This is a genomic window from Asticcacaulis sp. P2_C5, assembly GCF_056404555.1.
Genome location: NZ_JBFUDU010000013.1, coordinates 101,538 through 125,786, shown reverse-complemented (window position 1 = coordinate 125,786; position 24,249 = coordinate 101,538). Strand labels below are relative to the sequence as shown.

Genomic DNA, 24,249 nt, shown 5'->3' with positions numbered 1-24,249 from the left:
TAAGCTGCCCGGAAATATAAGAAATTCCAGGGAGCTTATCATGAACCGCCGCCAAATTCTCACCGGGGCCGCCGGCCTGCTTGTCGCGCCTGTCGTCTTTCCCATGGTCGCGTCTGCCGAAGACGATATCAGCAAGAACCTGATCAACAAGCCGGAAGACGGCTGGGTGATTTACGGCCCACAGACCAACAAGGTCGTCAAGGACAAAGCGGCGCAGGGCGGCCGCGCTATCGAGGTCAAGATTACCTCGGCCTCGGGCAATATGTGGGAAGCCGCCGCCCAGACCGCCATCATCAAGCCGATCAAGTCCGGCGACAAGATCATGGGCGCTGCCTGGCTGCGTTCGGTGACCGAAAACGGCGCCCGGGCCAATCTGAATCTGCGCCTGCAGATCAATTCGGCCCCCTATACCGAGCTGGGCCAGACCTCGATCAGTGTCGGCCCGGAATGGCAGCTCTATCCCATCGAAGCCGTCGCCACCAAGGACTATGCCGCCAATTCGACCGTGATGGTCATCCACCTCGCCTCTGCCAAACAAACGATCTATCTCGGCCCAGGCTTCGTGCTCGATTTGGGCCAGGGTTAGGGGGCGGACAGGGCTGACCGACGATATCAGGCGCAATATTGCCGGATGAAGGGCTCATAGTCCGGTAGCTTTGTGACGGCTGCGGCAATGCTGGCCTTCATGCCGGCAAGCGAGCCGCGCAACTGGTCGCTGGGCATGAGATGCCCCAGGTGGTGGTAGCCCTTCGCCTCGACCCGTTGGCCCAGCATGACCTGCAACCAGGAATCGATTCTGAACAGCTCCTCCTCGGCCTTGTAGAGATGTCCACACTTGCGGAACATGTCGATGCGTTCGGCCAGAAGTTCCGGCACCTCCATATCGCGGCGGTCGCGCCAGAACTGCGTGTCGTCGCGCTCCGTCAGTTTGTAATGCATGATGACGAAATCGCGAATCTTCTCGACCTCGCGGCGGGTTGCCTCGTTGAAGTGGTTGACCTGGGAGTCATGGATGCCACTGAACGGGAACATCTGGACCAGGCGCGTCGCGCAAATCTGCATAAGATGAATATTGGTCGATTCCAGCGGCTCGATAAATCCGCTGGCCAGGCCAAACGCAATGCAGTTCTTGTTCCAGATCTTGTTGCGACGGCCGGTGCGGAACTTGATCAGCAGGGGCTCGGTGATCGGCGGCGTCTTCAATTCGGCCATGAACCGGCCATGGGCTTCGTCATCCGACAGATGCTTGCTGCTGAAGACAAAACCGTTGCCTATACGGTGCTGCAACGGGATCTCCCAACGCCAGCCTGCTACGTGGGCGATGGCACTGGTATAGGGATTGAGTCGGCCGTACAGGCCTGTCTGGCATGCCCAGGCACTGTCATTGGCCAGCCAGTGGTTCCAGTCCTCGTAGCCAGTCTTGAGAGTCTGCTCGATCAGGATACCGCGGAACCCGGTACAGTCGATAAACAGGTCCCCCTCGATCCGCTCACCCGATTCCAGGCCGATAGCGGTGATAAAGCCTGTCAGGTCGTCCTGTTCGACAGCGTTGATCTTGCCTTCGAAGCGCCTGACGCCGTGCCGCTCGCTCAGCTTGCGCAGATAGGGCCCGTAAAGATTGGTGTCGAAATGATAGGCGTAGTTGAGCGGGGCATTTTCACCGGTATAGAATTTGCCCGCTTCGCCGGCCAGCAGTTCGAGACAATAGTCCTGCAACTCGCCGCCATAGCCCTCGGCCCTGGCGCGCAGCCACAGGTGATGAAACGGCGCGATCCATGGCGACTTGCCGATGACACCGAAGGAGTGGAAATAGCGATCACCCAACCGCGCCCAGTTCTCGAAAGAGATACCAAGCTTGATGCCGCCCTGGGTCTCGCGCAGGAAATCGCGCTCATCGATACCGAGATGGCGGTGAAAGGCGCAAATGGTCGGGACCGTCGCTTCGCCGACGCCGACAATGCCGATCTCAGCCGACTCGACCAGGGTGATATCAAGCAACGGCCCCAAAAGTTTGCTCAATGCTGCGGCGACGCACCAGCCTGCGGTCCCACCTCCGGCGATCACCACGCGTTTAATAACCTGCCCTTCCAACACGTCTCTCCTGCACCTGTTCGTTGTCTGCATCTCTGCCCGCCAGATGGCGCTGTGACGGCAGTCAGCTGTTATTACTCAAGGGATAGCGCAGGAAGCATCGGGTTGTCATGGTCCTATTTGCGAGACATCATTTTGACGGCGTTCCTACCATCACGCCGCGTCCGTCCGGTGCGATATATAGCACCCCATACCGGTTCGGGTCTCCGGCGATGGCACGCATCTGGCCAAAGCGGTGAGCGTCGTCATTGATACGAAGCCACGTGGCGCCGGTATCATCCGAACGCCACAATCCTTCTTCGCCGTGCACCTTGCCCCACACGAAGACCGCCGGATAGTCGTGCCCGCGGCCGGCCTTGCCGAAGGTCACCTGCCACGCCGTATCAACGCCCGCAATGGCCAGAGGCTTCCCGCCGTGGACGCGGTACAGTCCACCGGGCGAGGCCAGCCATAACTCTTCCTCGCGGCCCGGTACGGCGCGCAACTGACCACCCCAGCCTTCGAACTTCGGCAGATCGGCCGTCAGCACACCAAACGACTGGCCGCGGTCGCGGCTGACCAGGATGCGGCTCGTCCTGCGATCGAAAGCGAAAAATGTCGCGTCATTGACCTTGTCGGCAATGACCTCCTGGCCGCGTTCCGCTGTCGGCCAGCCTTGCGACAGAGTCCAGGTCTTGCCCATATCACTGGAATAATAAGCCGGTTCGCTCTCGGGTACCCAGACCAGGGTGTGGCCCCTTGCCGAGATGGCGATCTTGCCGGCGCGATGATTGCTCCAGTCGCGGGTGGCGATCGGCGGCGGCGCTGACGGCAGGGCGCTCCAGCTTTCGCCACCATCGTTCGAGACAAAGCCCCTCGCCTCTTCGTAATCGACGCTGCGCACCAGAATTTTGGGCGCCAGGGCGGCAAAGGCTATGCTCTGGTTGGTCTTGCTTTCCGGCGTGAACAATCCGTGCGACGGCGTCCGATCCAGGTCCGTGAAGGCCGCACCACCGACATCGCCGGCCGCCATCAACACCCGCGCGCCTTTCGATGGCGCTTCCAGCCCCAGGATCACCGTCTCCTCGAGATTGTCGTTGGCGAAGGCGAAATCGACCGTGCCGCCGCTGTCCAGCGCCGACAGGTTACGCGTCCGCCACACACCATAGCCCGTACCGTAAACCAGCTCATTACTGTTGAACGGGTTGATCTTCACCGCGTCCATCCAGTGGCCCATGTCACGGCGGTTGGGCCCATCCTCGTCATGGCCGTTCATATAGCTTGTCAGCCACGGATGGGATTCGGGATGATGTTCGGCCTGCGGCTTGACCGGCTTCCAGGTCGCGCCGCCGTCATGGCTGAGATAGATGTCGTCCAGTCCCGGATAGCGATCCGAGGTGGCCACCACCAGGGTGCCGGGATGCTGGCGGTCGATATCGAGGCCGGAATAGCCAAACGTCAGGTCTTTCGAAGGTTTGGCGGGAGAAATATCGCTCCACACGCCATCTTTTAGCTTCCATACGGCGCCGTCGGTGACGCCATGCGGTCCCAGGCCATCGGCAAAGGTCACATAGAGCGCGCCATCACTATCCAGCGCCATCTGATGCGGAATCAGGTGCGGCCCGCCTTCGATGCGCGTGAAGGTCTGGCCGCCGTCTATGCTGAGGTACAACCCGTCACCGGTCTCGCCCGACCCGGCATAGACGACATCGCCATCGACCAGGACCGTCGTCACCGACTTCGGCACGAAGGCCGTGACACGCGTAAAGCTCACGCCGCGATCGCTGCTCTTCAACAGGCCGTTCTGGTTGGTGCCCAGCCAGAGGACATCGCCATTGCGCGGATCGACCTGCAGCCGCTCACCTGTGCCGCGACCCAGGGCATTGCCGCCCAGCTTCACGCCTTTCAGTGTGGTTTTCTGCCAGTGCGCCCCACGATCATCCGAACGCAATACCCCGGCGTCGGGCACACGATCGCTGAGATACAGCCCACAGGTGGCATAGACGCGGTCGGGGAAATTGGGATCGACAGCGAAACTGAGCACACCGAAACAGTCCCAGTCGTCGCGGCCGAAGCCGTCCATCAACGGGATCCAGCGATCATGGGCGAAGTCGAAGCGGTACATGCCGCCGACATCGGTCCGCGTGTAAAGGATGTCCTTTTGCTTTGGGTGATACAGGAAGCCCTGGACGAAGCCGCCGCCCTGGAACGGCACGGTCTTCCAAGCATAGGCGTCTCCGGCATAGGCATCTCCGGCATAGGCGCCAAACCCGGCCAGACTCAGGGCGCATGCCAGCGCGAACGACTTCCAGCCCATAATCTCACCCGTCCTTATTTTTACAGGCTGAACGCTTTTCACATCCAAAACGCAGGGTCAAGCGTCCGCATCGTGGTTCTTTTGGGCCTTCTGAGCGCTTTCGCGCTTTAGGGGCCCGCGTACGGTGCAGACCTCCTGTAGATACCCGTCCAACTGGTTGAAGATATGTTCGGACACGATGCTGTAATGGATGAACTTGCCCTTCTTCACGCCGGTGATCAGCCCGGCATTTTCCAGAATGCTCAGATGCTTGGACAGGGACGGTTTGGCCATGTCGAAGCGTTCGGCGATCTCGCCGGCTGTCATGGTCGTCTGGCTGAGATAGGCCAGGATTTTCAGCCGTGGCTCCGAGGCCAGGGCCTCGAAGGTTTTTACCATGCGCATTTGGGTGCGTCCTTCGACCGCATGGCAACCTTTCGTTATTTAGCCTATTGACGAATTGTTGCTTGCGGCATAACGTTTAGTCAGTTAGCTAAATGTAAGGCAACTTGACCGCAAAGTCAAGATCGGCGGGGCAGACATGTACGCACAGATTTTGCACACCGGCGCACCGGACAGCGCGCTGAAGACCTTGATGGGAACGGATTGGTATCGCCTCCATCCGGCGGTCCAAGCACGTTTCGGCACCGAGCCCGAACCGGGCCATCCCATTGTCTATGAGGGCGTGATGGAAAAGGTCCATTGCTCCAGAGCCGGCTGGCTGTTCGCGCAGGTGACGCGCCTGATCGGCAATCCCCTGACCGCCCATCGCGGCCGCGACGTCCCCATGCAGGTGCAACTGACCAAGCGGCCGGATCGGACCGGCGTCTATTGGCGGCGCAGCTATGGCTTTGCCGGCCGCAAGCCGTCTGTCGTCACGTCGGCCAAGCGTGAGGATGCGCAAGGCCGGTTGTGCGAATATGTCGGGCTGGGCTTTGGTATGCGGCTCAAGGTTTTCGCGCGCAACGGCGCCCTGCATTTCGTCAGCCAGCGCTATTTCTGGCAGGTCGCAGGCCAGCAGATCCCCTTGCCGCACTGGCTGTCTCCCGGCCGCACCCATGTCAGCCATACCGACCTGGGCGGCGGGCAGTTCCGCTTCACCATCGCCATGGACCACGCCTGGCTGGGGCGGACATTTTACCAGACCGGCGTCTTTCACAAGGTTGGCTAACCATGACAGCGCTGCTGCTTATGATGACGATCCAGGGCTGCCTCGGCGCCTTCGACACCCTGTATCACCATGAATTCACCGAGCGCCTGCCTTGGAAGGCCTCGGCATCGCAGGAACTGTGGATCCATGGCGTGCGCAACTTCTTCTACGGGCTTATCTTTGCCTCACTCGGCTGGCTCGCCTGGGGCGGCGTGCTGGCGTGGCTGTTCGCCGCTATGTTGCTGGGCGAGATCGGCCTGACCCTGTGGGATTTCGTGGTCGAGGACAACAGCCGCAAACTACCGGCCAGCGAGCGCATCACCCATACGATCCTGGCCATCAACTATGGCGTCATCCTCTGCCTGCTGGCGCCGGAGTTGCTGCGTTGGGCGGCTGAGCCGACAGGATTTCATGTCGAGGCACATGGCCTGTGGTCGTGGCTCATGACCTTGTTCGCCGTCGGCGTTTCCTGCTGGGCGGTGTTCGACTATCTGCGCTCCCGGCGCTTTCGCGTCCCTTCGCCCACGCCAGCGCTGCATCTCGATCGTCCGAACCAGCGCATTCTTATCACCGGCGGCACCGGCCTGATTGGCTCGCGCCTGGTCCAGGGCCTGATCGACGACGGCCACGACGTGACGGTTCTGACGCGCGACGCCGCCAAGGCATCGAAGTTCCGCGGCCGCATCACGGTTATCAACGACCTGAAAGACCTGCGCGCCGTCGACCTGATCATCAACCTGGCCGGCGAGTCGCTGAGCAGCGGCCTGTGGACACGGCGCAAGAAGAAGGAACTGTATGACAGCCGCCTCGACCTGACGCACGCCCTGGTCGCCTGGATCAACCGAGCCGAGGAAAAGCCGCGGCGGCTGATCAATGCTTCGGCCATCGGCGCCTATGGCCACAGCGAAACCCTGGAGTTCACCGAAGACTCGCCCCCCGGTTCGCCCGATCTGGCGCTGGACCTGTGCCGGCAATGGGAAGCCCTGGCGCAGACGGCGAATGTTCCCGTCTCCATCCTGCGCCTCGGCGTCGTTCTCGCGCTCGATGGCGGGGCCTTGGCACAGATGCTTTTCCCCTTCGAATTCGGCGGCGGCGGGCCGATGGGCCACGGCCGGCAATGGATGTCGTGGATTCATATCGACGATGTGGCTGGGCTGTTCGCCCATGTGATCAATCACGAGATCGATGGCGCGGTGAACGCCACGGCGCCGGAGGCTGTGCGCAACCGCGACTTCACGCGGGCGCTGGGCCGCGCCATGCACCGCCCGGCCATCATGCCCCTGCCCGGCTTTGCGCTGAGACTGCTGCTTGGCGAGATGGCGGAAACCATCCTGCTGCGCGGCCAGAAGGTCGTGCCGGCCCGGGCGCTGGAAACGGGTTATAGTTTCAGCTATCCTGACCTTGATGGCGCATTCGATAGCCTGCTGGGTGGGCGCATGTGAGGCGAGATGCCTGAAAAGATTGCACTTGGATTTCGAGTGCTCAAGGGCGGCAGCGTCGTCGTCGGCGTGGCCGTAACGGCGGGCGAACCGCGCCTTGTGCTGTCGACCTTCCTGGCGACGGCAGAGGAAGGCGACCGCCTGACGCTCGAGCCCTATCACATAGCCGCCGAAACGGCGCGTACTGCCAGCGGTGGCATGGCCAACGCAAAGGCTGTGGTCGCCGAAGGCCGCAGGCGGCAGGACGCCCTGGCCGTGGCGGGTCTGAATGCCGTCGTTGAAAGCCTGCAGACCACCGGAAAGGAAGTGTCTATCGCGGCCTTGCTGATCAATCGCGCCGGTTGGGTGACCGATCTGCTCGAATATAGCCTGGCCTTTGCCGATCACCCTCCCGTCGCCGAAGGCCTTGCCGTGCGCGACGCCATCAGGTTCGCGCTGGGTCAGGCAGGAATTGCCATATCGGAAGTCGATGAGAAATCGCTTCCGGCCCACGCGTCGGACGCGCTGGGCCTTACGCCAGCCGAAATCGACGCACACCTCAAGCGGCTCGGGACGACATGCGGCAAGCCCTGGCGAAAAGAACAAAAGCTCGCCTGTCTTGCGGCCTGGACCACGCTCCCGGCGTAGCGCCGGTTCCCCCCTCCCGCGACGAAGCGAACACGAAAATCATATAACGATATAAACATATCTTTATATGTTGCTTGACGCCAAGCCTGTTCGGACATAGTTTACGTCCGTCGTGGTTCTGCGTGCCTTTGTGGGTGCGCAGCTAAGAGGGAAGCCGGTGCCCCAGAATTTCTGGGAAGGCCGGCGCTGCCCCCGCAACTGTAAACGGTGAGTCAAGGTTCAACATGCCATTGGGACGTTTCCTGACACGGAAACCTTCCGAGAAGGCGAGCCTGGGCACTGACCCGTGAGCCAGGAGACCTGCCATTGACCTCATATCAATCCCGGGCGGAGGGCCACGGGTATGCGCCATTCCCTGCGGACACCCTGTCTTGCGGTTGCTGTGACGTGTGCCCGTCGTTCTTCTCCCGCCTTGTACGGGGAAAACCGTGTCACAAACTCAACTTCCTGTCGCCACGCTGGGCACACCGCGCATCGGCGCCAAACGTCAACTGAAATTCGCTCTCGAAAGCTACTGGTCTGGAAAATCCAACCCGGCTGGCCTGTTGCAAACGGCCAGCGATCTGCGTGCCGCCAACTGGGCGCGTCAAAAGGCGCGTGGCGTCGATATCATTCCATCGAACGATTTTTCGCTTTACGACCAGGTGCTCGATACCAGCTTCATGGTCGGGGCCATTCCTGCCATCTATGGCGCCCGGGCCGATCTCGATACCTACTTCGCCATGGCACGCGGCGCGCAAAAAGGACATGCCGAAGCCTGCGATCACGGACATAACCATCATTACGGTCACGGCATACCGGCGCAGGAGATGACGAAGTGGTTCGATACGAACTACCACTTCATGGTGCCGGAATTCACCCAGGACCAAACCTTCCGCCTGACCTCATTCAAACCGCTCGATGAGTTCCTTGAAGCCAAAGCGCTCGGATGTCACACGCGGCCGGTATTGGTTGGCCCGGTGACGTTCCTGAAGCTCGGCAAGACCAATGGTCACGATTTCAATCCTTTATCCCTGATCGATCGGTTGATTCCGGCCTATGTCGATATCCTGACGCGCTTACATGACGCGGGCGCCGACTGGGTACAGTTGGACGAACCCGCGCTTGTGCTCGACGGCGATGCCGCGGTGACCGAAGCCCTGAAACATGCCTATGCTGCGTTCGCGCACAAGGTGCCGGGCCTGAAACTCATGGTCTCCAGTTATTTTGGCGGGCTCGAGGAGAATCTTGGTACCGCTGTGTCGCTCCCGGTGGCAGGCCTTCATATTGACCTCGTGCGTGCGCCAACCCAATTGAAGACTGTGCTCGATGCCGCGTCTGAAAATCTGGTTTTGTCGCTGGGTGTGATTGATGGCCGCAACATATGGCGCGCCGACCTGGCTCGTATCCTCGATCATCTGGAACCGATCATCGCCGCACATGGAAGGGATCGTTTCCAGATCGCACCGTCCTGTTCAATGCTGCATGTACCGATCGATCTCGACCTGGAAGAATCGCTTGATGGTGATGTCCGGTCCTGGCTCGCCTTCTCACTGCAAAAGATGGACGAATTGGCGACTCTGTCGCAGGCGCTGGCTTCAGGGCGCAATAGTGCGCGCGACGCTCTCGGAGCGGCAAGTTCGGCGGCCGCCGCACGCCGCCATTCCAGCAAGGTCCACAACTGGGCGGTCCGTCACCGCCTGTCCACTGTCACAGCCAACGACACCCGGCGCACCAGTATCTTCCCGCAACGCGCGGCGACCCAGCGCGCACGCTTCGATCTGCCGGCATTTCCGACCACCACGATTGGCTCCTTCCCGCAGACAGCCGACGTGCGCCAGGCCCGCTCTGACCTTGCCAGGGGCAAGATCGACGCCGGACAATATGACACATTCCTCAGGCACGAAACCGCGCGTGCGATCCGCTGGCAGGAAGAGGTTGGCCTGGACGTGCTCGTGCATGGTGAGTTCGAGCGAAACGACATGGTACAGTATTTCGGTGAGCAACTGTCGGGTTTTGCCTTCACCGGGCATGGCTGGGTGCAGTCCTACGGTTCGCGTTATGTCCGCCCTCCGATCCTGTTCGGCGATGTGTCACGCCCCAAGGCCATGACGGTCGAATGGTGGCATTATGCGCAATCCCTGACCGATAAACCGGTCAAGGGCATGCTGACCGGGCCGGTGACAATTCTGAATTGGTCTTTTGTGCGTGACGACCAGCCGCGTTCGGAAAGCTGTCGCCAGATTGCCCTCGCCATCCGCGACGAGGTGGCCGATCTCGAGACCGTCGGCGCAAAGATGATCCAGATCGACGAGGCCGCACTGCGCGAAGGCCTGCCCTTGCGCCGCCGCGACTGGCAGTCCTATCTCGATTGGTCGGTCGAATCTTTCCGCCTGTGTTCTTCGGGCGTGGCGGATCAGACCCAGATCCACACCCATATGTGCTACTCGGAATTCAACGACATCATGGAGTCCGTCGCGGCGATGGATGCTGACGTCATTTCCATCGAAACGTCACGGTCGAAGATGGAATTGCTCGATGTCTTCAAGTCGAAGACATATCCGAATGAAATCGGGCCGGGCGTCTATGACATCCACAGCCCACGTGTACCGGATGTGACCGAGATGACCGAACTTCTCGCACTGGCGCGGGAACGTCTGGACGACGCCCAGCTTTGGGTCAATCCGGATTGCGGACTGAAAACCCGCAATTGGGAGGAGGTCAAACCGGCGATCATCAACATGGTTGCCGCGGCCAGGGCGTTGCGCACCGCCTAGCCGATCGAGGATGGTCCGCGTGGCGGGCCGTCCTCTTTGAACTTGTATCGGAGATTGGGATGACACGGCGCATAATTTGGTTGCCGAAAAGGCAAGCCTGCTGCCTACTGCCCGAGCGGCGGCGCCTTGCCAGGTCTGAACGGGCGGCTGCGTCGTATCGTCATTTGCAGAAAGGCCGGCCTAGCCATGATTACACGACGCAGCGCCTTTACATCGCTCACGGCCGCGGCCATTGCCGTGTCGCCAAGGCTTGCCCACGCGGCGCCGTCCGATGGCAGAATCATGACGGTCCGTGGATGGTGTGAGGCCGGTTCGCTGGGCGTCACACTCAGTCATGAACATCTGGTGGCGGATATTCGCCCCTTGTCCGGACGAACGACGGTCACGCTCGATCCCGATGCCGTCGCAGCGGTTGTCCTGCCGCAACTGACAGCAGTGAAGGCCCTGGGCTGCCGTTCGCTGATCGATTGCACGGCAGTTCAGATGGGTCGCAATCCGTCCGTGTTAAAACGACTGTCCGAGGCCAGCGGTCTGAATGTCGTGACGACAACCGGAGTCTATGCCGCAGCCGACCGGCAGTTTCTTCCCGACTACGCCGTGACGGAGACGGCCAGGCAGTTGGCGGATCGCTGGACCGGTGAATGGCAGAACGGTATCGACGACACGGGCGTGCGGCCGGGTTTGATCAAGGTCGGCATCAATGGCGGCGAGCTGACCGAGGTTGAGACGAAAATCATCGACGCGGCGGCCCTGGCGCACCGAGCGACCGGTTTGACGATCGGTGCGCATGTCGGTCCGTGGCGCCCGACGCCGCCGGGCTACAATGCGCAATCGGCCCGGGCGCAGATCGACCGGCTGGAGACCGCCGGTGTCGATGCCTCGGCCTTTATATGGTTTCACGCGCAGAACGAAAAAGACGGCCTGACTCATATGAAAGCCGCGCAGCGCGGTGCATGGATTTCCTATGACGGCGTGGCTCCGGATACCGTGGACCAGCATGTCGCGCTGATCGTCCAGATGAAGGCGGCCGGGCTATTGGACCAGGTTTTGGTATCGCACGATGCGGGATGGTACAGCGTTGGTGAGCCTGGCGGGGGCACTTTCCGGCCGTTCACGACGGTGTTTACCGCGCTGATCCCGGCCTTGAAGGCGGGCGGTCTCAGCGATGCGGATATTGACACCCTGTTCGTGCGTAACCCCGCCCGCGCCTTTTCGGTAAGGGTCCGGCTAAGGACATGAAAGCATTCTGAACAAAGGGTTACGGCATGCCACCGTATCTTTGGACGGGCTCTACTTGAAATGACGACTCCCAATTTAACAAAACGTGTGAAATAGTCGGCTGATTCTTCCTCCACAATGGTCCAATACTAGCTAAGGATGCACAGCATGACTTTCGTTGATGCCATAAAGAGTGGGTTTAAAAACTACGTCAAATTTGACGGCAGGGCGACGCGTTCCGAATATTGGTGGTTTGTTCTGTTTCAGATCCTCGTTCTCATCGTCCCGGACATTATGATGAACGCCGAAATTCGTGGCGGCGGTGCCGGCATCGGTACCCTGCTCTATGTCGTCGGGGCGCTTGTTTTCTTCCTGCCCGGCCTGGGGCTTAGCTTCCGGCGCCTCCACGATACCGATCGGTCCGCCTGGTGGCTGTTGATTGGTTTCATACCGCTTGTTGGCTGGATTTTGCTTATTGTTTGGACTGCTTCGAAGGGTACGCCGGGTCCGAATAGGTACGGCGCCGGGGCCACGATGACGCATATAGCCAGTACTTTTGAGTAACAGGTTCGCGGAGGGGCGCCGCTGCGGCCGTCCGCGCTTTAAGCCGTCTCGGTTGACAACGCGCCCTGGCGGCGAAGGTAATCGTTGTGCGTCGGCATAGCGTCGGTCAGGCCGGCCAGGGTCGCCTTCATCTGGGCAAAGCCGGTGCGCAGGGTCGCGAGGTCCGTGCCGGCAACCAGCGGGTCGTAAGAACCCGGCATAACCCCCTGCCCCATCATCACTGCCAGCCACGAGGTGTTGGAAAACATCTCGTCCGCTGCATTGATGAACTGTCCGCGCTCGCGGAAAATCTCCAGCTTCTGGCGCAGGCTGTCGGGGATGATCATGGTGCGCACATGGTTCCACAGAGCTGAGTCATCCCGCGTCGTTTCATGGTAATGGACAATGAGAAAATCGCGAATCCGCTCGACGTCGCGTGCGATACGATCGTTGTAAACCTCTGTATTGACGGGTGAAAAATTTCGATCCGGGAAATGCTGCAGCAGCTTGTTGATGCTGGCCTGGATAAGGTGGATGCTGGTCGACTCTAACGGTTCCAGAAACCCGGAACTTAAGCCGACGGCGACAACATTGCGGTTCCACGCCTTTTTGCGCCGCCCAGTGGTGAAACGCAGCAGGCGCGGATCGGCCAGGGGCGCGCTTTCGAGGTTGGCCAGCAGCAGGTCGATGGCCGTCGTTTCGCTGGTGAAGGCGTCGGAAAAGACATAGCCATTGCCGACGCGGTGCTGCAGCGGAATGCGCCACGTCCAGCCGGCCTCGCGGGCATGCGCGATCGTATAGGGACTGAGTTCGCCCTTGCGTTCGCACGGCGCGGCCACGGCGCGATTGACCGGAAGCCAGTGCGTCCAGTCGTCATAGCCGGTGTGCAGCGCCTCTTCGATCAGAATGCCCTTGAAGCCGGAGCAATCGATAAACAGGTCGGCGGTATGGCGTTGGCCGTCGCCGAGTTTGACGGCCTCGACGAAGCCGGTTTCGCCGTGCAGTTCGACATCGACAATCTTGCCTTCGACGCGCCGCACGCCCAGGCGCTCGCTGTAGCGGCGCAGATAGCGGGCATAGAGGATGGCGTCGAAGTGATAGGCTGAACCAAAATGGCTGAGTACGCTGGTCGCATCGTCCGACTGTCGGGTCATCCGGCCATTTCGGGCGGCAAGCGTGCACAGCGAATAATCCGCGAGATCGAGGGCGTCACCGGCATGATGCAGCTTCAGCCAATAGGGCAGGAAATGGCCCATCTCGGCCTTCAGGCCATAGGTGCCGAAGGGATGGAAATAGGTTTGGCCTAACGCACCCCAGTCGCGGAATTCGATGCCCAGTTTGTGGGTGGCGCGGGTTTCGCGCATAAATTCGGCCTCATCGAGGCCCAGCATGGCGTTGAACAGCTTGATCGGCGGGATGGTCGCTTCGCCGACGCCGATTGTGCCGATCTCCTCGGACTCGATCAGGGTGATGGCGACGGTGGCCCCCAAAGAGCGCGCCAGGGCAGCCGCTGTCATCCAGCCGGCCGTGCCGCCGCCAGCGATGAGGATGGACGTAATCAGATTGGGAGCGGGCAAGGCTTTGAGTCCGGACGATCTGCATAATAACGCAAAAGGCCGCCGGAGTCCGATAGGGAAAGACGCCGGCGGAAGTGGGATTGGGAGAAACGGCGGGCGTGGAGGCGCCCGCCGCCGTAGTTATTACCCGCCGAAATTCAGGCGGACACCAAGCATGACCCGTTGGTCACCGCTGGTGTAGCGCAGCGGCAGGTTGGGGAACTGCAGGTAAGCCTTCTGGGCCGACTTGGTCAGGTTGACGCCTTCCAGGGTGAACTTGACGCTCGAGTTCAGCGCGTAGCTGAGCGAACCGTCGACCTGGCCATAGGCTTCACTCCAGATACCCAGATCGTGGGTGTCAGCGCCGGAACCGAAGCCGTAGTTGCCGAGATAGGCCTTGTCACGCCAGGCGTAGGACAGCCGTGCCTCGAAGCCATTGCCTTCGTAATAGCCCTGCAGATTATAGGCTGTCTTGGAGACGCCCGGGATCGGCAGACCTTTTTCGTAGTCGTTGGCATAGGGCGACTCGGAGTCCGAGTAGGTGAAGTTGGCATTGATACCGAGGCCATTCTCGAAGGCGTTCTGGTACGTCAGTTCCAGCCCCTTCACAGTACCGCCGGCGCCGTTATCGGGCGACGAGAAGGTACCGAGCGAGGCGCCCGCGACCGATTGGTCCTTTACCGTCACGCTGTAGGTGTTGTTGACGATGAAGGAGTCGACGCTCTTGTAGAAGAAGGCCGCCGACATCAGGCCCTGCTTGCTGAAATAGTGTTCGTAGGCAAGGTCGAACTGCGACGCGCGGAACGGATCGAGGTTCGGATTGCCACCCGAGCCGTTGGTATACAGGAACTTGTCGAGGTTGGGCCCAGGCGTTGACGACCGGGTAAAGTTGTAGGACGCGCCCTGGCCGAGATTGAACAGGTTTTGCGCCGAGACGACACGGGCGGCCGAGGCACGTACCTTGTCGCTTTCACTGACGTCGAAGACGGCCGAGGCGGACGGCAGGACGTCGGTATAGGCGCGCACGGTCTGGGCGGCGTCGGGGTTCTTCAGCACGCCGTTCCAGCTGTCCGTGCCCCACCACAGCGGCGTGACCGGCGTGTTGTTGGCATTGATGGTCAGTTCGGTGTGGACGATACGGACACCGGCATTGATGTGGAAGCCGGAACCTGCGTCGCCGGCATCGGCCATCAGATAGGTGCTGGTCGTCTTGTCTTCGACCTTGAAGGTGTTCAGTGGGTCGGCAAAGAACTTGAACGGAGTCGAGGGATAGAGCGCCGAAATCCAGGCAACAGGATCCTTCATCTGCTGCGTATCCTGCTGGATCGCCTGCAGACCGTTGATATCGACCACAACGCCGCGACCGGGATTGATCGCCGCCGTTTGATACGGGGTGACCACGGCAGGCGAGTCGCCGAAGCGCGAGCAGCCGGAAAGGTTGACATCGCACTTTTTCAGGCCGATGGCGCCGTCCTGGAAGTAGCCATAGGGCGTCCAGTCAATGAAGGTGCCGTTGATCGTGGTGCCCTGGGCCGAGGCCGGCAGTTCACCCTTGTTCGAATAGTCGGCAAGGTAGCGGCCGAAGGTCGAGTCGATCTTGTTGTCGGAGTAGCGGGCGCCGAAGCTGATGACCAGCGAGGCTTCCTGGGCAAAACCCGGTGTGTATTTGAAGTCGGCCGAAACGGACGAGTTCGTGCTGTTTGTGGCTTCGCCGAACGCCCAATGCGACTTGTAGAAAACCTTGGTCGGGTCCGTCATGGCCGCCAGATTGGCTGCCGAGGGCAGGAAGCTGGGCTGCTCGCCATTGGTGTAGGTGAAGTACAGGGTCGCTGGTGCGGTCGGATTGGACACACCGGCGCGGACGCCGTAGGCCGTGTAGCGTTCGTCGACCTGGCCGGAGGTCGATGTATAGTCCGACTTCGAATAGGCTACGCGAACCGCGCCCGACAGATTGTCGGTCAAGTCGAACTTGAGCGAGGTCTGGAAGTTGTCGGTCTTGGCCTCGGCGTTCTGGGCGAAGCTGTCGCCTTCGAACGAATTGGCGGTGACGCTGCCCTTTTCGAGGACGCCGTTGCTGGCGACGGTCAGCCCCGTGGCGTCATAGGTGGCGCCTTCGTTGTTGAACGAAAACTTCAGCGAGTTTTCACCCGTGAAGATCTTCAGGTCCGAATGGAACCAGTCGGCGGTCAGGGTGGCGCTGTCGGACAGTTTCCACGAACCGTCGAGCGAGAAGCCCAGACGTTCGCGTTCCTGGTTGCGGCTGGTCGAGTAGCGGTATTCCGGCGACCAGATGTCGGCCGTTCCGGACGCGACCTGGTTGTGCGTCGCCGAGGTGGGACGCCCTTTGAACGCCCACGTGCCGCGGTTTTCGCCCTGCAGGAGGTCGGTGTGAATGTCCGTCTTGGAATAGGTTACCGAGCCCAGCAAGGCAAAGTCGCTGCTGAACTTGCGGCCAAAAACCGCAGTGATATCCGGCTGCGCCTTGCCTTCGCTGCCCTGGTTGACCTGGGCATTAATGCTGGCGATCCATTCACCCTTGAAACCGCGCGGATCGCGGGTCTTCAGGTTGATGATACCGCCGAGGCCGCCTTCGAGCAGCGAGGCATCCGGCGACTTGTAGACGTCGATGCTGCCGATCAATTCGGAGGGAATGCCTTCCAGCGACGAGGTTTGCTGGAAGGTGCCTTCGCCAATGCGGAACAGTTCCAGGCCGGTCACGAAGTTTTCGTTGTTGAACGTGGTGATGTTCTGATCCAGGCCGCGGATGCGTGCCTTGGTGCCCTGGCCGTTTTCACGGTCGATCTGGATACCTGGCAGGCGTTGCAGCGATTCCGAGACGTTTTGATCCGGGAATTTGCCCATGTCTTCGGCCGCGACCGACTCGATCATGAGGTTGGATTTTTTCTTGGTGCTCAGCGCGCTTTGCAGTGAGGCACGGAAGCCTTTGACCACGACCACGGTGGCGTCATCGGACGCTGGTGCCGTATCCTGGGCAAAGGCAACTGTGGCCGTGCCAAGCGCAAACAATGAGGCAGCCGTCATTAAGGCTACCCTAGGGTGCAGTACTTTTCGCAATGTAGTCTCCCCAACAAATTTGGTGTTTTTTTGCGGTATTTTTGAGCGTCTGCCCCATCGGCAATGCAGCGCGTGTGACCACGCCGTTGCGTCTTCTGGGGCGACCTTCTTATTACAGGGGGCAATGATAGCGTTGTCAATTCGCTGAGAGCGCTAACAATTTTGTGGTAGCGTTATCACGATAGTTGCAAAAAGTAGCGTTATGGCAAAAAATTACAATACATTGATTTATTTACATTTATTGTTTTAACGCAACTCTGAGCGTATCATTTTTAACACGCTTGAAATTTTTTATTTCGCATTCGAGGCCAAATGATAGCGCTGTCAATAGTGGCGCAAATGGGGCATGTAGAGGCCATTCCAATACCACTTGCGGCCCTCGGGAAGACCTCTCAACGTCCACGCGCAACCTATGCCGGAACCTTGCCAGGCAAGCCTGCGGACCGCTGTTGCCGCCGTCGCCTCTTGCCTTGATCCTTTACAGTCGTCTATGACCTGCATCGGACCGTTGCGGTTGACGTCAACATCTGCCGCCCCCTTTGAAGTGAAAGATCCTGCCTGTGTCCCTGCCCCCTGCCCTGAACAATCTGTCTCCCACCGAGGTCGCCCAGGCTCTGGCCGTTGATCGCATCGTGCTGATCGACGTGCGTGAACCCTACGAATTCGACGCAGAACGGATCGCCGGCTCGGTCAATCTGCCGCTGTCGGTTTTCGACTCGTCGCAGGTTACGGCGCCTGCCGGCAAGACGGTCGTAATCTCATGTGCCGGTGGCGTTCGGTCGGCACGCGCGGTGCAGCAATTGCGCATGGACGGCGTCGACGTGACGGATCACCTGGCAGGCGGGATCAATGCCTGGAAGGCCGCTGGATTGCCGACGGAGCGGTAAGGCAGGATCTTCGGCCCCCGACCTTTGTCTTGAAGGCCCGAATTCGATTGTAGCGACGATGCTTCGGATTGTCCGAAATCCACTATTGGAACACGGATAAGGCACAGATGTACTGAACCGCGCGAAGCGCCTTATTGCTGGTTCGTTCAAAAACTCCGCCCTTCGGAGGATGCTATGAAATCCGTGCCTTGTCCGTGTCCGCGAAGCGGCATCCGTGTCACCTGAAGCTTTAGCTGAGGGTGATCCGTGTTCAAATATGACTATGGGAAGGTGCTTAAATGGAGGTTCAGCTTACGCCCTGACTTTTCGCAGAAAGGCTTCGACTTCGGTGTTCAGGGTGCGCGACTGGGCCTGCAGACGGGCTGTGGCCTCGCGCACGCGTTCGGCCGTGACGCCGGTTTCGTCGGCCGAAGCCAGGACCGTGACCATGGTGTCGGCAATTTCCCGCGCCCCATGCGCCGTCGCGTGGATGTTCTGCGAGATCTCCCGCGTCACGTCCGATTGCTGGCTGACCGCTGACGCCACCACCACGCTTGAGCTGGCAACTTCGCCGATAATGCTCAGGATATCGTTCATGGCCTCGACCGACAGCCGGGTCTCGTCCTGGATGTCATGGATCTGGCCTGAAATTTCTCCCAGCGCCTTCGAGACCTGATTGGACAGGCTCTTGACCTCGTTGGCGACGACGGCAAACCCCTTGCCTGCTTCGCCCGCGCGCGCCGACTCGATGGTGGCGTTCAGCGCCAGCAGGTTGATCTGACCGGCAATGTCGTTGATGACATTGACGACGTCACCGATCCGCCCCGACGATTTCGACAGGCGCTCAATGACGTCGCGCGCCTCGCCGCCCTTTTCCGCCGCTGCACGGACGACCTGGTTGGACTTTTCGGTGTGGTCGCGGATTTCGCGGATCGACGCGGTTAATTCCTCCGACGCGGCCGCCACCTGTGATGAGGTCTGGGCGGCATCGCTGGAAATGCGCGACACGGCGCGCGAACGGTCCTTGGTGTCGACGGCTATGGTCGACACCTTTTCGGACTCGCCGCGCAGGACGTCGGCGGCGGCGACCACTTCGCGTACCACACCCTGGACCGAAGCTTCGAAACTATGCGCCAGATCCTGCATGGCCTGGCGCCGCGCGGCCGCCGAACTGCGTTCCGCTTCGCTTTCGGCCTCCAGCCGACGCTGCTCCATAGCAGCCAGTTCGTCCTGCTGCGCGCGCGCCGTAATCTCCGCCTTTTGCATGGTGCGGCGCAGGCGATAGACGCCGAAGCCACAGGCCGCGCCGCAGATCACCGCAATCGCCAGACCGAACAGCAGGGCTGTGCGGATCTCGCCCATACGCTGGTTGTAGACGCTGACATTGATGTCGACGCCGGCCATGCCGACAAAGGTATGATTTTCGTCGTAGAACGGCGCATAGCCACTGAGGAAGGTGCCATATTCGTCGGAATAGGGTTTGGATTCGGTGCTCGGCTTGCGGTCCCGAAAGGCCTTTTCCAGGGTCGGCGACGCCTCGGTATGTTCGGTCATCACGCCGCCAGCGGCCTCGCGCTCGCCGGTGGCCTGGCTGTTGATGACGAAGTAGATCTTCTCTTCCTTGGCCACCACTGTGTAGATATAGGTCAGGCGGTCATTGCCATCCAGCATGGCGCGGAACGGCGCCTGGACCTTGCGATAGACCTCGTTATCCTTCTCTTCCGGTGTATCGAGCGTCAGATGCGCCTTGACGTCGACCATGTTGGCGGCGGCCTGGGCCAGCCCCTGCAGGCTGTCGCGAATCTCCTGGCGCATGGCCATTTCGGAGGCAATATAGACGGCGAGACTAGCGATGGCGGCGACGACCAGGATCAGAGCGCCGGCCAGGATACCGTCGCGTTTGGGAGTGATGGTGGAAATTTTGCCGGCGGCCATGACGGAACTCTCGATTAACGCGAAACCGAAGCACTTTTTAGGTGAATTATGGTTAATAGAACCCTTAACACGGCCATGAAATGCAGGCACGATGCAGGCACAGGGAGTTCACAATGAAGCATCTCGCCATGATCATGGCCGCAGTCTGTCTCAGCCTCGGCGCGCCGGTGCAGGCTGCCGACATTGCCTTCTGGGATACGCCACAGCACGGCGGCAACAGCTTCAATGGCGCCCCACCGGACGCAGCCTACTTCCGTGCCCTGAAGGCCACCGGCGCCACCTGGGTGCGCCTGACCTTTTCCAAGTGGAAGGGCGAAGGCCGCGACTTTCTTATCGGCAACGCCGACCACTACTCCGGCATTCCCAAATCCGATCTCGCGACCCTGATCCAGGTCATGGACGCGGCCGATGCAGCGGGCATCAAGGTGGTTCTGGCCCCTCTCTCCCTGCCCGGCGATCGCTGGAACCAGCAGAACGGCAACAAGCAGGATGATCGCCTGTGGAACGATCAGGCCTATTGGGATCAGTCTTCGGCCTTCTGGCGCGACCTGGCCGCGGCGATCAAGGACCATCCGGCGCTGGCCGGCTATAACCTGCTCAACGAGCCGACACCGGAAAAGGGCCAGAATCTCGAACTTCGCCTGGACGAACACGCCGATGCCGCGACGCGCATCACCTGGTACAAAAGGTACGAGGGCACGACGCACGACCTGCCCCGCTTTTACAGCCAGGTCATAGCGGCCATCCGGACGGTCGATACGCGAACGCCTGTCATGGTCGATGGCGGCTGGTATGCCAATGCGTGGAGCTTCAGCTACTGGCCCGGGCCGCTGGCCGACGACAAGGTGCTGTATGCCTTTCACATGTACGAACCGTATGAGGCGACCAGTGGACCGAATATCAAACGCGATCCCCAATACCGCTATCCCGGTTATCAGAGCTGGCTCGGCCAAGAACGCGTGACGTGGGACAAGACCACGGTGGCGCGCTTCCTGGCCGGGCCGTTCGACTGGGCGACGACGCACGGCGTACCCGCCAACCGCATGGTCGCCGGCGAATATGGCTGCGTGCGGCAATGGGCCGACTGCGGCGCCTATCTTGGAGACGTGCTGGATGTACTGAACGCACACCAGGCGCACTGGGCGTTTTACAGTTTCCGCGAGGACGTCTGGGACGCCATGGACTACGAGATTGCGCCGGGCTTTCCGTCGGGACAATTCTATTATCTGATGGAACAGGGCAAGGCCGATCAGATTCCGCGCAATCCCAGCCCGCTAATGGACATTATCCAAGCCCATATGAAATAGCCGGACCAGTCGCCGCGTCCCACTTGTAAACGCGGCAGGCTCTGTCAAAATAGAGCTGCATTCCGGACACTCCCTCCCGTTCAATACAGACATCAAGAGGCGGTGATGGCCAAGCGTACATACATTTTGGATGATGACATCGGCCTCGCCCTCGTTGCAGGCCCGCCGACCTCCGGTAATTCACCTCCCGACGCCATCGACGATGCCTATGTCACCCGCCCGGGCGTCGCCGTGACGGTCGCCGCGCCCGGTCTGCTGGCCAATGACACAGATGCCAATGGCGATGCCCTGACGATCACCTCTGTCGACCTAACCAATACAAAAGGCACGCTGCAGGCCTTTGCAGACGGCCGGTTTACCTTTACGCCGACAGCGGGCTTTGTCGGCCTGACCAGCTTTAAATACTCCATTTCCGACGGCTTTGGCGGCGTTGACACGGCGACGGTCCAGATCAATGTCGCCAACGCGACTCCCGATGCCGTCGACGATGCCTATGTCACCCGCCCAGGCGTCGCCGTGACCGTCGTCGCGCCAGGTCTGCTGGCCAATGATATCGACGCCGATGGCGATGCCCTGACGATCACCTCTGTCGATCTAACCAACACCAAAGGCACGGTCCAGGCCTTTGCTGATGGCCGGTTTACCTTTACGCCGACAGCGGGCTTTGTCGGCCTGACCAGCTTCAAATACAACATCTCCGACGGCTTCGGCGGCGTTGACGCGGCGACGGTCCAGATCAATGTCGCCAACGCGGCTCCCAATGCCGTCGACGATGCCTATGTCACCCGCCCAGGCGTCGCCGTGACCGTCGCCGCGCCCGGTCCGCTGGCCAATGATATCGACGCCGATGGCGATGCCCTGACGATCACCTCCGTCGATCTAACCAACACCAAAGGCACGGTCCAGGCCTTTGCCGACGGCCGGTTTACCTTTACGCCGACAGCGGGCTTTGTCGGCCTGACCAGTTTCAAATACGCCATTTCCGACGGCTTTGGCGGCGTTGACACAGCGACGGTCCAAATAAATGTCGCCAACGCGGCTCCCGATGCTGTCGATGATACCTATGTCACCCGTCCGGGCGTCGCCGTGACCGTCGCCGCGCCCGGCCTGCTGGCCAATGACACCGACGCCGATGGTGATGCCCTGACGATCACCTCCGTCGACCTAACCAATACCAAAGGCACGGTCCAGGCCTTTGCCGACGGCCGTTTCACCTTCACGCCGACTGCGGGTTTTGTCGGCCTGACCAGCTTTAAATACAACATCTCCGACGGCTTTGGCGGCACCGATACCGCCACAGTTAAGATCAACGTCGTCAATAGAGCCCCTGACGCTGTAGACGACAGTTATATTGCGCGGCTCGGCGACACACTGAGCATGGCTGCGCCCGGGATCCTCGGTAACGACACAGACGCCAATGCCGATACGCTCATTGTCACCTCCGTCGATGGAACGGGCCTTAAGGGAACCCTGACACAGTTTGGCGATGGCCACTTCACCTTCAAGCCAACTGCCGGCTTTGTCGGCCTGACCAGTTTCAAATATTACATAAGCGATGGTTTTGGCGGCACCGACTCGGCCGCTGTTACCCTAAAGGTCGTCGATCTCCCGGTTGATATTAACGGCACGTCCGCCAACGACACCTTAACCGGCACGGACTCGTTCGATCGTATCAGCGGTCTCGACGGAGACGACACGCTCTCAGGCCGCATCAGCAATGACGAACTCTACGGCGGCGCCGGCAACGATTCCCTCGACGGCGGCGTGGGCGGCGACAAACTGACCGGCGGCGTGGGCAATGATACCTATGTCGTCGACAATGCCGGCGACGTTGTGACTGAAATCGGCGGCCAGGGCACGGACACGGTAATGGCTTCCATAACCTACACGCTCGGGGCCAGCATCGAGGTGCTGATCCTGACGGGTTCGGGCAATATCGATGCGACGGGCAACTCCAACAACAACGCCCTGACCGGCAATGACGGTAACAACAGCCTCAATGGCGGCCTGGGATCGGATCTGATGACCGGCGGGCTGGGCGACGACACCTGCTATGTCAACGACGCCGGAGACAAGGTCGTGGAACTTGATGGCGGCGGTACCGACACGGTGTTTGCCGGCATGTCCTATTCGGGCGCAGGACAGTATATYGAGAACATCACCCTGCTGGGYTCGGGCGATTTCTTCCTGCTCGGCAATGGTTTGGGCAATACCCTGCGCGGCAATAGCGGCAATAATGATCTGAATGGCAGCGGCGGCGCCGATACCATGATCGGCGGGGGCGGCAGCGACACCTACACGATCGACAATGCCGGCGATGTGGTGACYGAGACCGGCAGCCCGGGTATCGATGTCGTCAATTCGCGTGTCACCTTCGACATTGGCACGCAATATATCGAGATCGTCAACCTGAWCTTCAACGGCAATGCCAATGTCTACGGTTCGACCACGRGCCGCGCCGAAACCCTGAACGGCAACACCGCKMAYAATATCCTGGACGGGCGCAGCGGGGCCGACACCATGGCCGGCGGGCGAGGCAATGACACCTACTATGTCGACAACGCCGGCGACCTGGTGACGGAAAATACCGCCGAAGGCACAGATCTGGTCAATTCCTACCTGACCTATASCCTGGGCGCCRATCTTGAGAACCTGACYCTGCTRGGCGCCGGCAATCTCAYCGGTACCGGCAATGCCCTGGGCAACATCATCACAGGCRCGGCCGGCAACAACAAACTATTGGGCCTGGACGGCAACGACTGGCTGGACGGCGGTCTGGGYAGCGACACCCTGACCGGAGGTCTGGGCAATGACACCTATAGTATCGACGACGCCGGCGACGTGACCGTCGACGTCAGCACAGGCGGCACGGGTGACACTGTCCATGCCTCGGTGAGCTACGCCCTGGGGGCTTCGGCCTATATCGAAATCTTCAACCTGACCGGCGCCGCCAATATCAATGCGACCGGTAACAATATTGCCAACTCAATTGCTGGCAACAGCGGTAATAACCGACTGGATGGCGGCAACGGCGCGGATATACTGACCGGTGGCGCGGGCAAGGATACACTGATCGGCGGTTCGGGCGCCGACACGTTCTTTTTCGGCTTAGGCAGCGCGCAAGACGTTATCAACGACTTCAAATCCAGCCAGAACGACCTCGTCAACATCCACGCCTACAGCAACGGCGTGGTCAATGGCGGTGGCGTCACATTGACAGCCCAGGGCAGCAACACCCTGATCGATCTCGGCGGCGGCAACACGATCCTCGTGCTCAATATTCTCCCAACCGATCCAGACTTCCTCAATCATATCGTGTGGTAAGGCCGAACGGGAGATCCGGGATGCACCCGCCGTCTCGCCTGTTCCGCTAAGCGGCTTGACGGGTGATTGCCGACTGGTAAGCTATGC

General features: G+C 60.5%; 16 protein-coding genes and 1 riboswitch. Of the genes, 10 read left to right on the top strand and 6 right to left on the bottom strand.

Features of this window, described 5'->3' with window-relative positions:
- Positions 1-40: 40 nt before the first annotated feature.
- Positions 41-586, top strand: a complete 546-nt coding sequence (locus AC1DXO_RS21125) for a hypothetical protein (protein ID WP_476980170.1) — start codon at positions 41-43, stop codon at positions 584-586.
- Positions 587-612: 26 nt separating this feature from the next.
- Here AC1DXO_RS21125 and AC1DXO_RS21120 read toward each other — a convergent pair whose 3' ends face one another.
- From AC1DXO_RS21120 to AC1DXO_RS21110, 3 genes are all read right to left on the bottom strand, one after another.
- A complete protein-coding gene (locus AC1DXO_RS21120; protein ID WP_476980169.1) occupies positions 613-2,091 on the bottom strand; it encodes a tryptophan halogenase family protein in 1,479 nt (492 codons plus the stop codon).
- A 130-nt stretch (positions 2,092-2,221) separates the two neighbouring features.
- Complete coding sequence (locus AC1DXO_RS21115) at positions 2,222-4,387, bottom strand: exo-alpha-sialidase (protein WP_476980168.1); 2,166 nt, start codon at positions 4,385-4,387, stop codon at positions 2,222-2,224.
- A gap of 57 nt (positions 4,388-4,444) precedes the next feature.
- Positions 4,445-4,771 (bottom strand): metalloregulator ArsR/SmtB family transcription factor, encoded by a 327-nt coding sequence (locus tag AC1DXO_RS21110; protein WP_476980167.1) that lies wholly within the window; start codon positions 4,769-4,771, stop codon positions 4,445-4,447.
- 136 nt (positions 4,772-4,907) lie between these two features.
- Between AC1DXO_RS21110 and AC1DXO_RS21105 the strand changes: the two genes are divergently transcribed.
- From AC1DXO_RS21105 to AC1DXO_RS21080, 6 genes are all read left to right on the top strand, one after another.
- A complete protein-coding gene (locus AC1DXO_RS21105) occupies positions 4,908-5,537 on the top strand; it encodes a DUF4166 domain-containing protein (RefSeq protein ID WP_476980166.1) in 630 nt (209 codons plus the stop codon).
- A gap of 2 nt (positions 5,538-5,539) precedes the next feature.
- Positions 5,540-6,958 (top strand): TIGR01777 family oxidoreductase, encoded by a 1,419-nt coding sequence (locus AC1DXO_RS21100; protein ID WP_476980165.1) that lies wholly within the window; start codon positions 5,540-5,542, stop codon positions 6,956-6,958.
- A gap of 6 nt (positions 6,959-6,964) precedes the next feature.
- On the top strand, positions 6,965-7,582 hold the full coding sequence (locus AC1DXO_RS21095; RefSeq protein ID WP_476980164.1) for a hypothetical protein: 618 nt from the start codon (positions 6,965-6,967) through the stop codon (positions 7,580-7,582).
- A gap of 96 nt (positions 7,583-7,678) precedes the next feature.
- Positions 7,679-7,904, top strand: a riboswitch (cobalamin riboswitch).
- A gap of 106 nt (positions 7,905-8,010) precedes the next feature.
- Entirely contained in the window at positions 8,011-10,338 is a 2,328-nt protein-coding gene (gene metE / locus AC1DXO_RS21090; protein WP_476980163.1) for a 5-methyltetrahydropteroyltriglutamate--homocysteine S-methyltransferase, read from the top strand.
- 186 nt (positions 10,339-10,524) lie between these two features.
- Positions 10,525-11,577: a phosphotriesterase family protein gene (locus AC1DXO_RS21085; protein ID WP_476980162.1), complete on the top strand. Its 1,053-nt coding sequence runs from the start codon at positions 10,525-10,527 to the stop codon at positions 11,575-11,577.
- 147 nt (positions 11,578-11,724) lie between these two features.
- Positions 11,725-12,120, top strand: coding sequence for a DUF805 domain-containing protein (locus tag AC1DXO_RS21080; RefSeq protein WP_476980161.1), 396 nt, complete (start codon positions 11,725-11,727; stop codon positions 12,118-12,120).
- A gap of 38 nt (positions 12,121-12,158) precedes the next feature.
- Here the strand turns inward: AC1DXO_RS21080 and AC1DXO_RS21075 are convergent, their stop codons facing one another.
- Complete coding sequence (locus AC1DXO_RS21075) at positions 12,159-13,676, bottom strand: tryptophan halogenase family protein (RefSeq protein WP_476980160.1); 1,518 nt, start codon at positions 13,674-13,676, stop codon at positions 12,159-12,161.
- Positions 13,677-13,799: 123 nt separating this feature from the next.
- Positions 13,800-16,697: a TonB-dependent receptor gene (locus AC1DXO_RS21070; RefSeq protein ID WP_476980159.1), complete on the bottom strand. Its 2,898-nt coding sequence runs from the start codon at positions 16,695-16,697 to the stop codon at positions 13,800-13,802.
- Positions 16,698-17,290: 593 nt separating this feature from the next.
- On the opposite strand from AC1DXO_RS21070, the gene AC1DXO_RS21065 reads away from it, so the two are divergent.
- Positions 17,291-17,617 carry a rhodanese-like domain-containing protein gene (locus AC1DXO_RS21065; protein WP_476980158.1) on the top strand — a complete coding sequence of 109 codons (327 nt, stop codon included), beginning with the start codon at positions 17,291-17,293 and terminating at the stop codon, positions 17,615-17,617.
- 291 nt (positions 17,618-17,908) lie between these two features.
- Here the strand turns inward: AC1DXO_RS21065 and AC1DXO_RS21060 are convergent, their stop codons facing one another.
- On the bottom strand, positions 17,909-19,531 hold the full coding sequence (locus AC1DXO_RS21060) for a methyl-accepting chemotaxis protein (RefSeq protein ID WP_476980157.1): 1,623 nt from the start codon (positions 19,529-19,531) through the stop codon (positions 17,909-17,911).
- A gap of 113 nt (positions 19,532-19,644) precedes the next feature.
- Between AC1DXO_RS21060 and AC1DXO_RS21055 the strand changes: the two genes are divergently transcribed.
- Positions 19,645-20,838, top strand: coding sequence for a glycoside hydrolase family 5 protein (locus AC1DXO_RS21055; RefSeq protein ID WP_476980156.1), 1,194 nt, complete (start codon positions 19,645-19,647; stop codon positions 20,836-20,838).
- 105 nt (positions 20,839-20,943) lie between these two features.
- Positions 20,944-24,162 carry a beta strand repeat-containing protein gene (locus AC1DXO_RS21050; RefSeq protein WP_476980155.1) on the top strand — a complete coding sequence of 1,073 codons (3,219 nt, stop codon included), beginning with the start codon at positions 20,944-20,946 and terminating at the stop codon, positions 24,160-24,162.
- Positions 24,163-24,249: the final 87 nt, after the last annotated feature.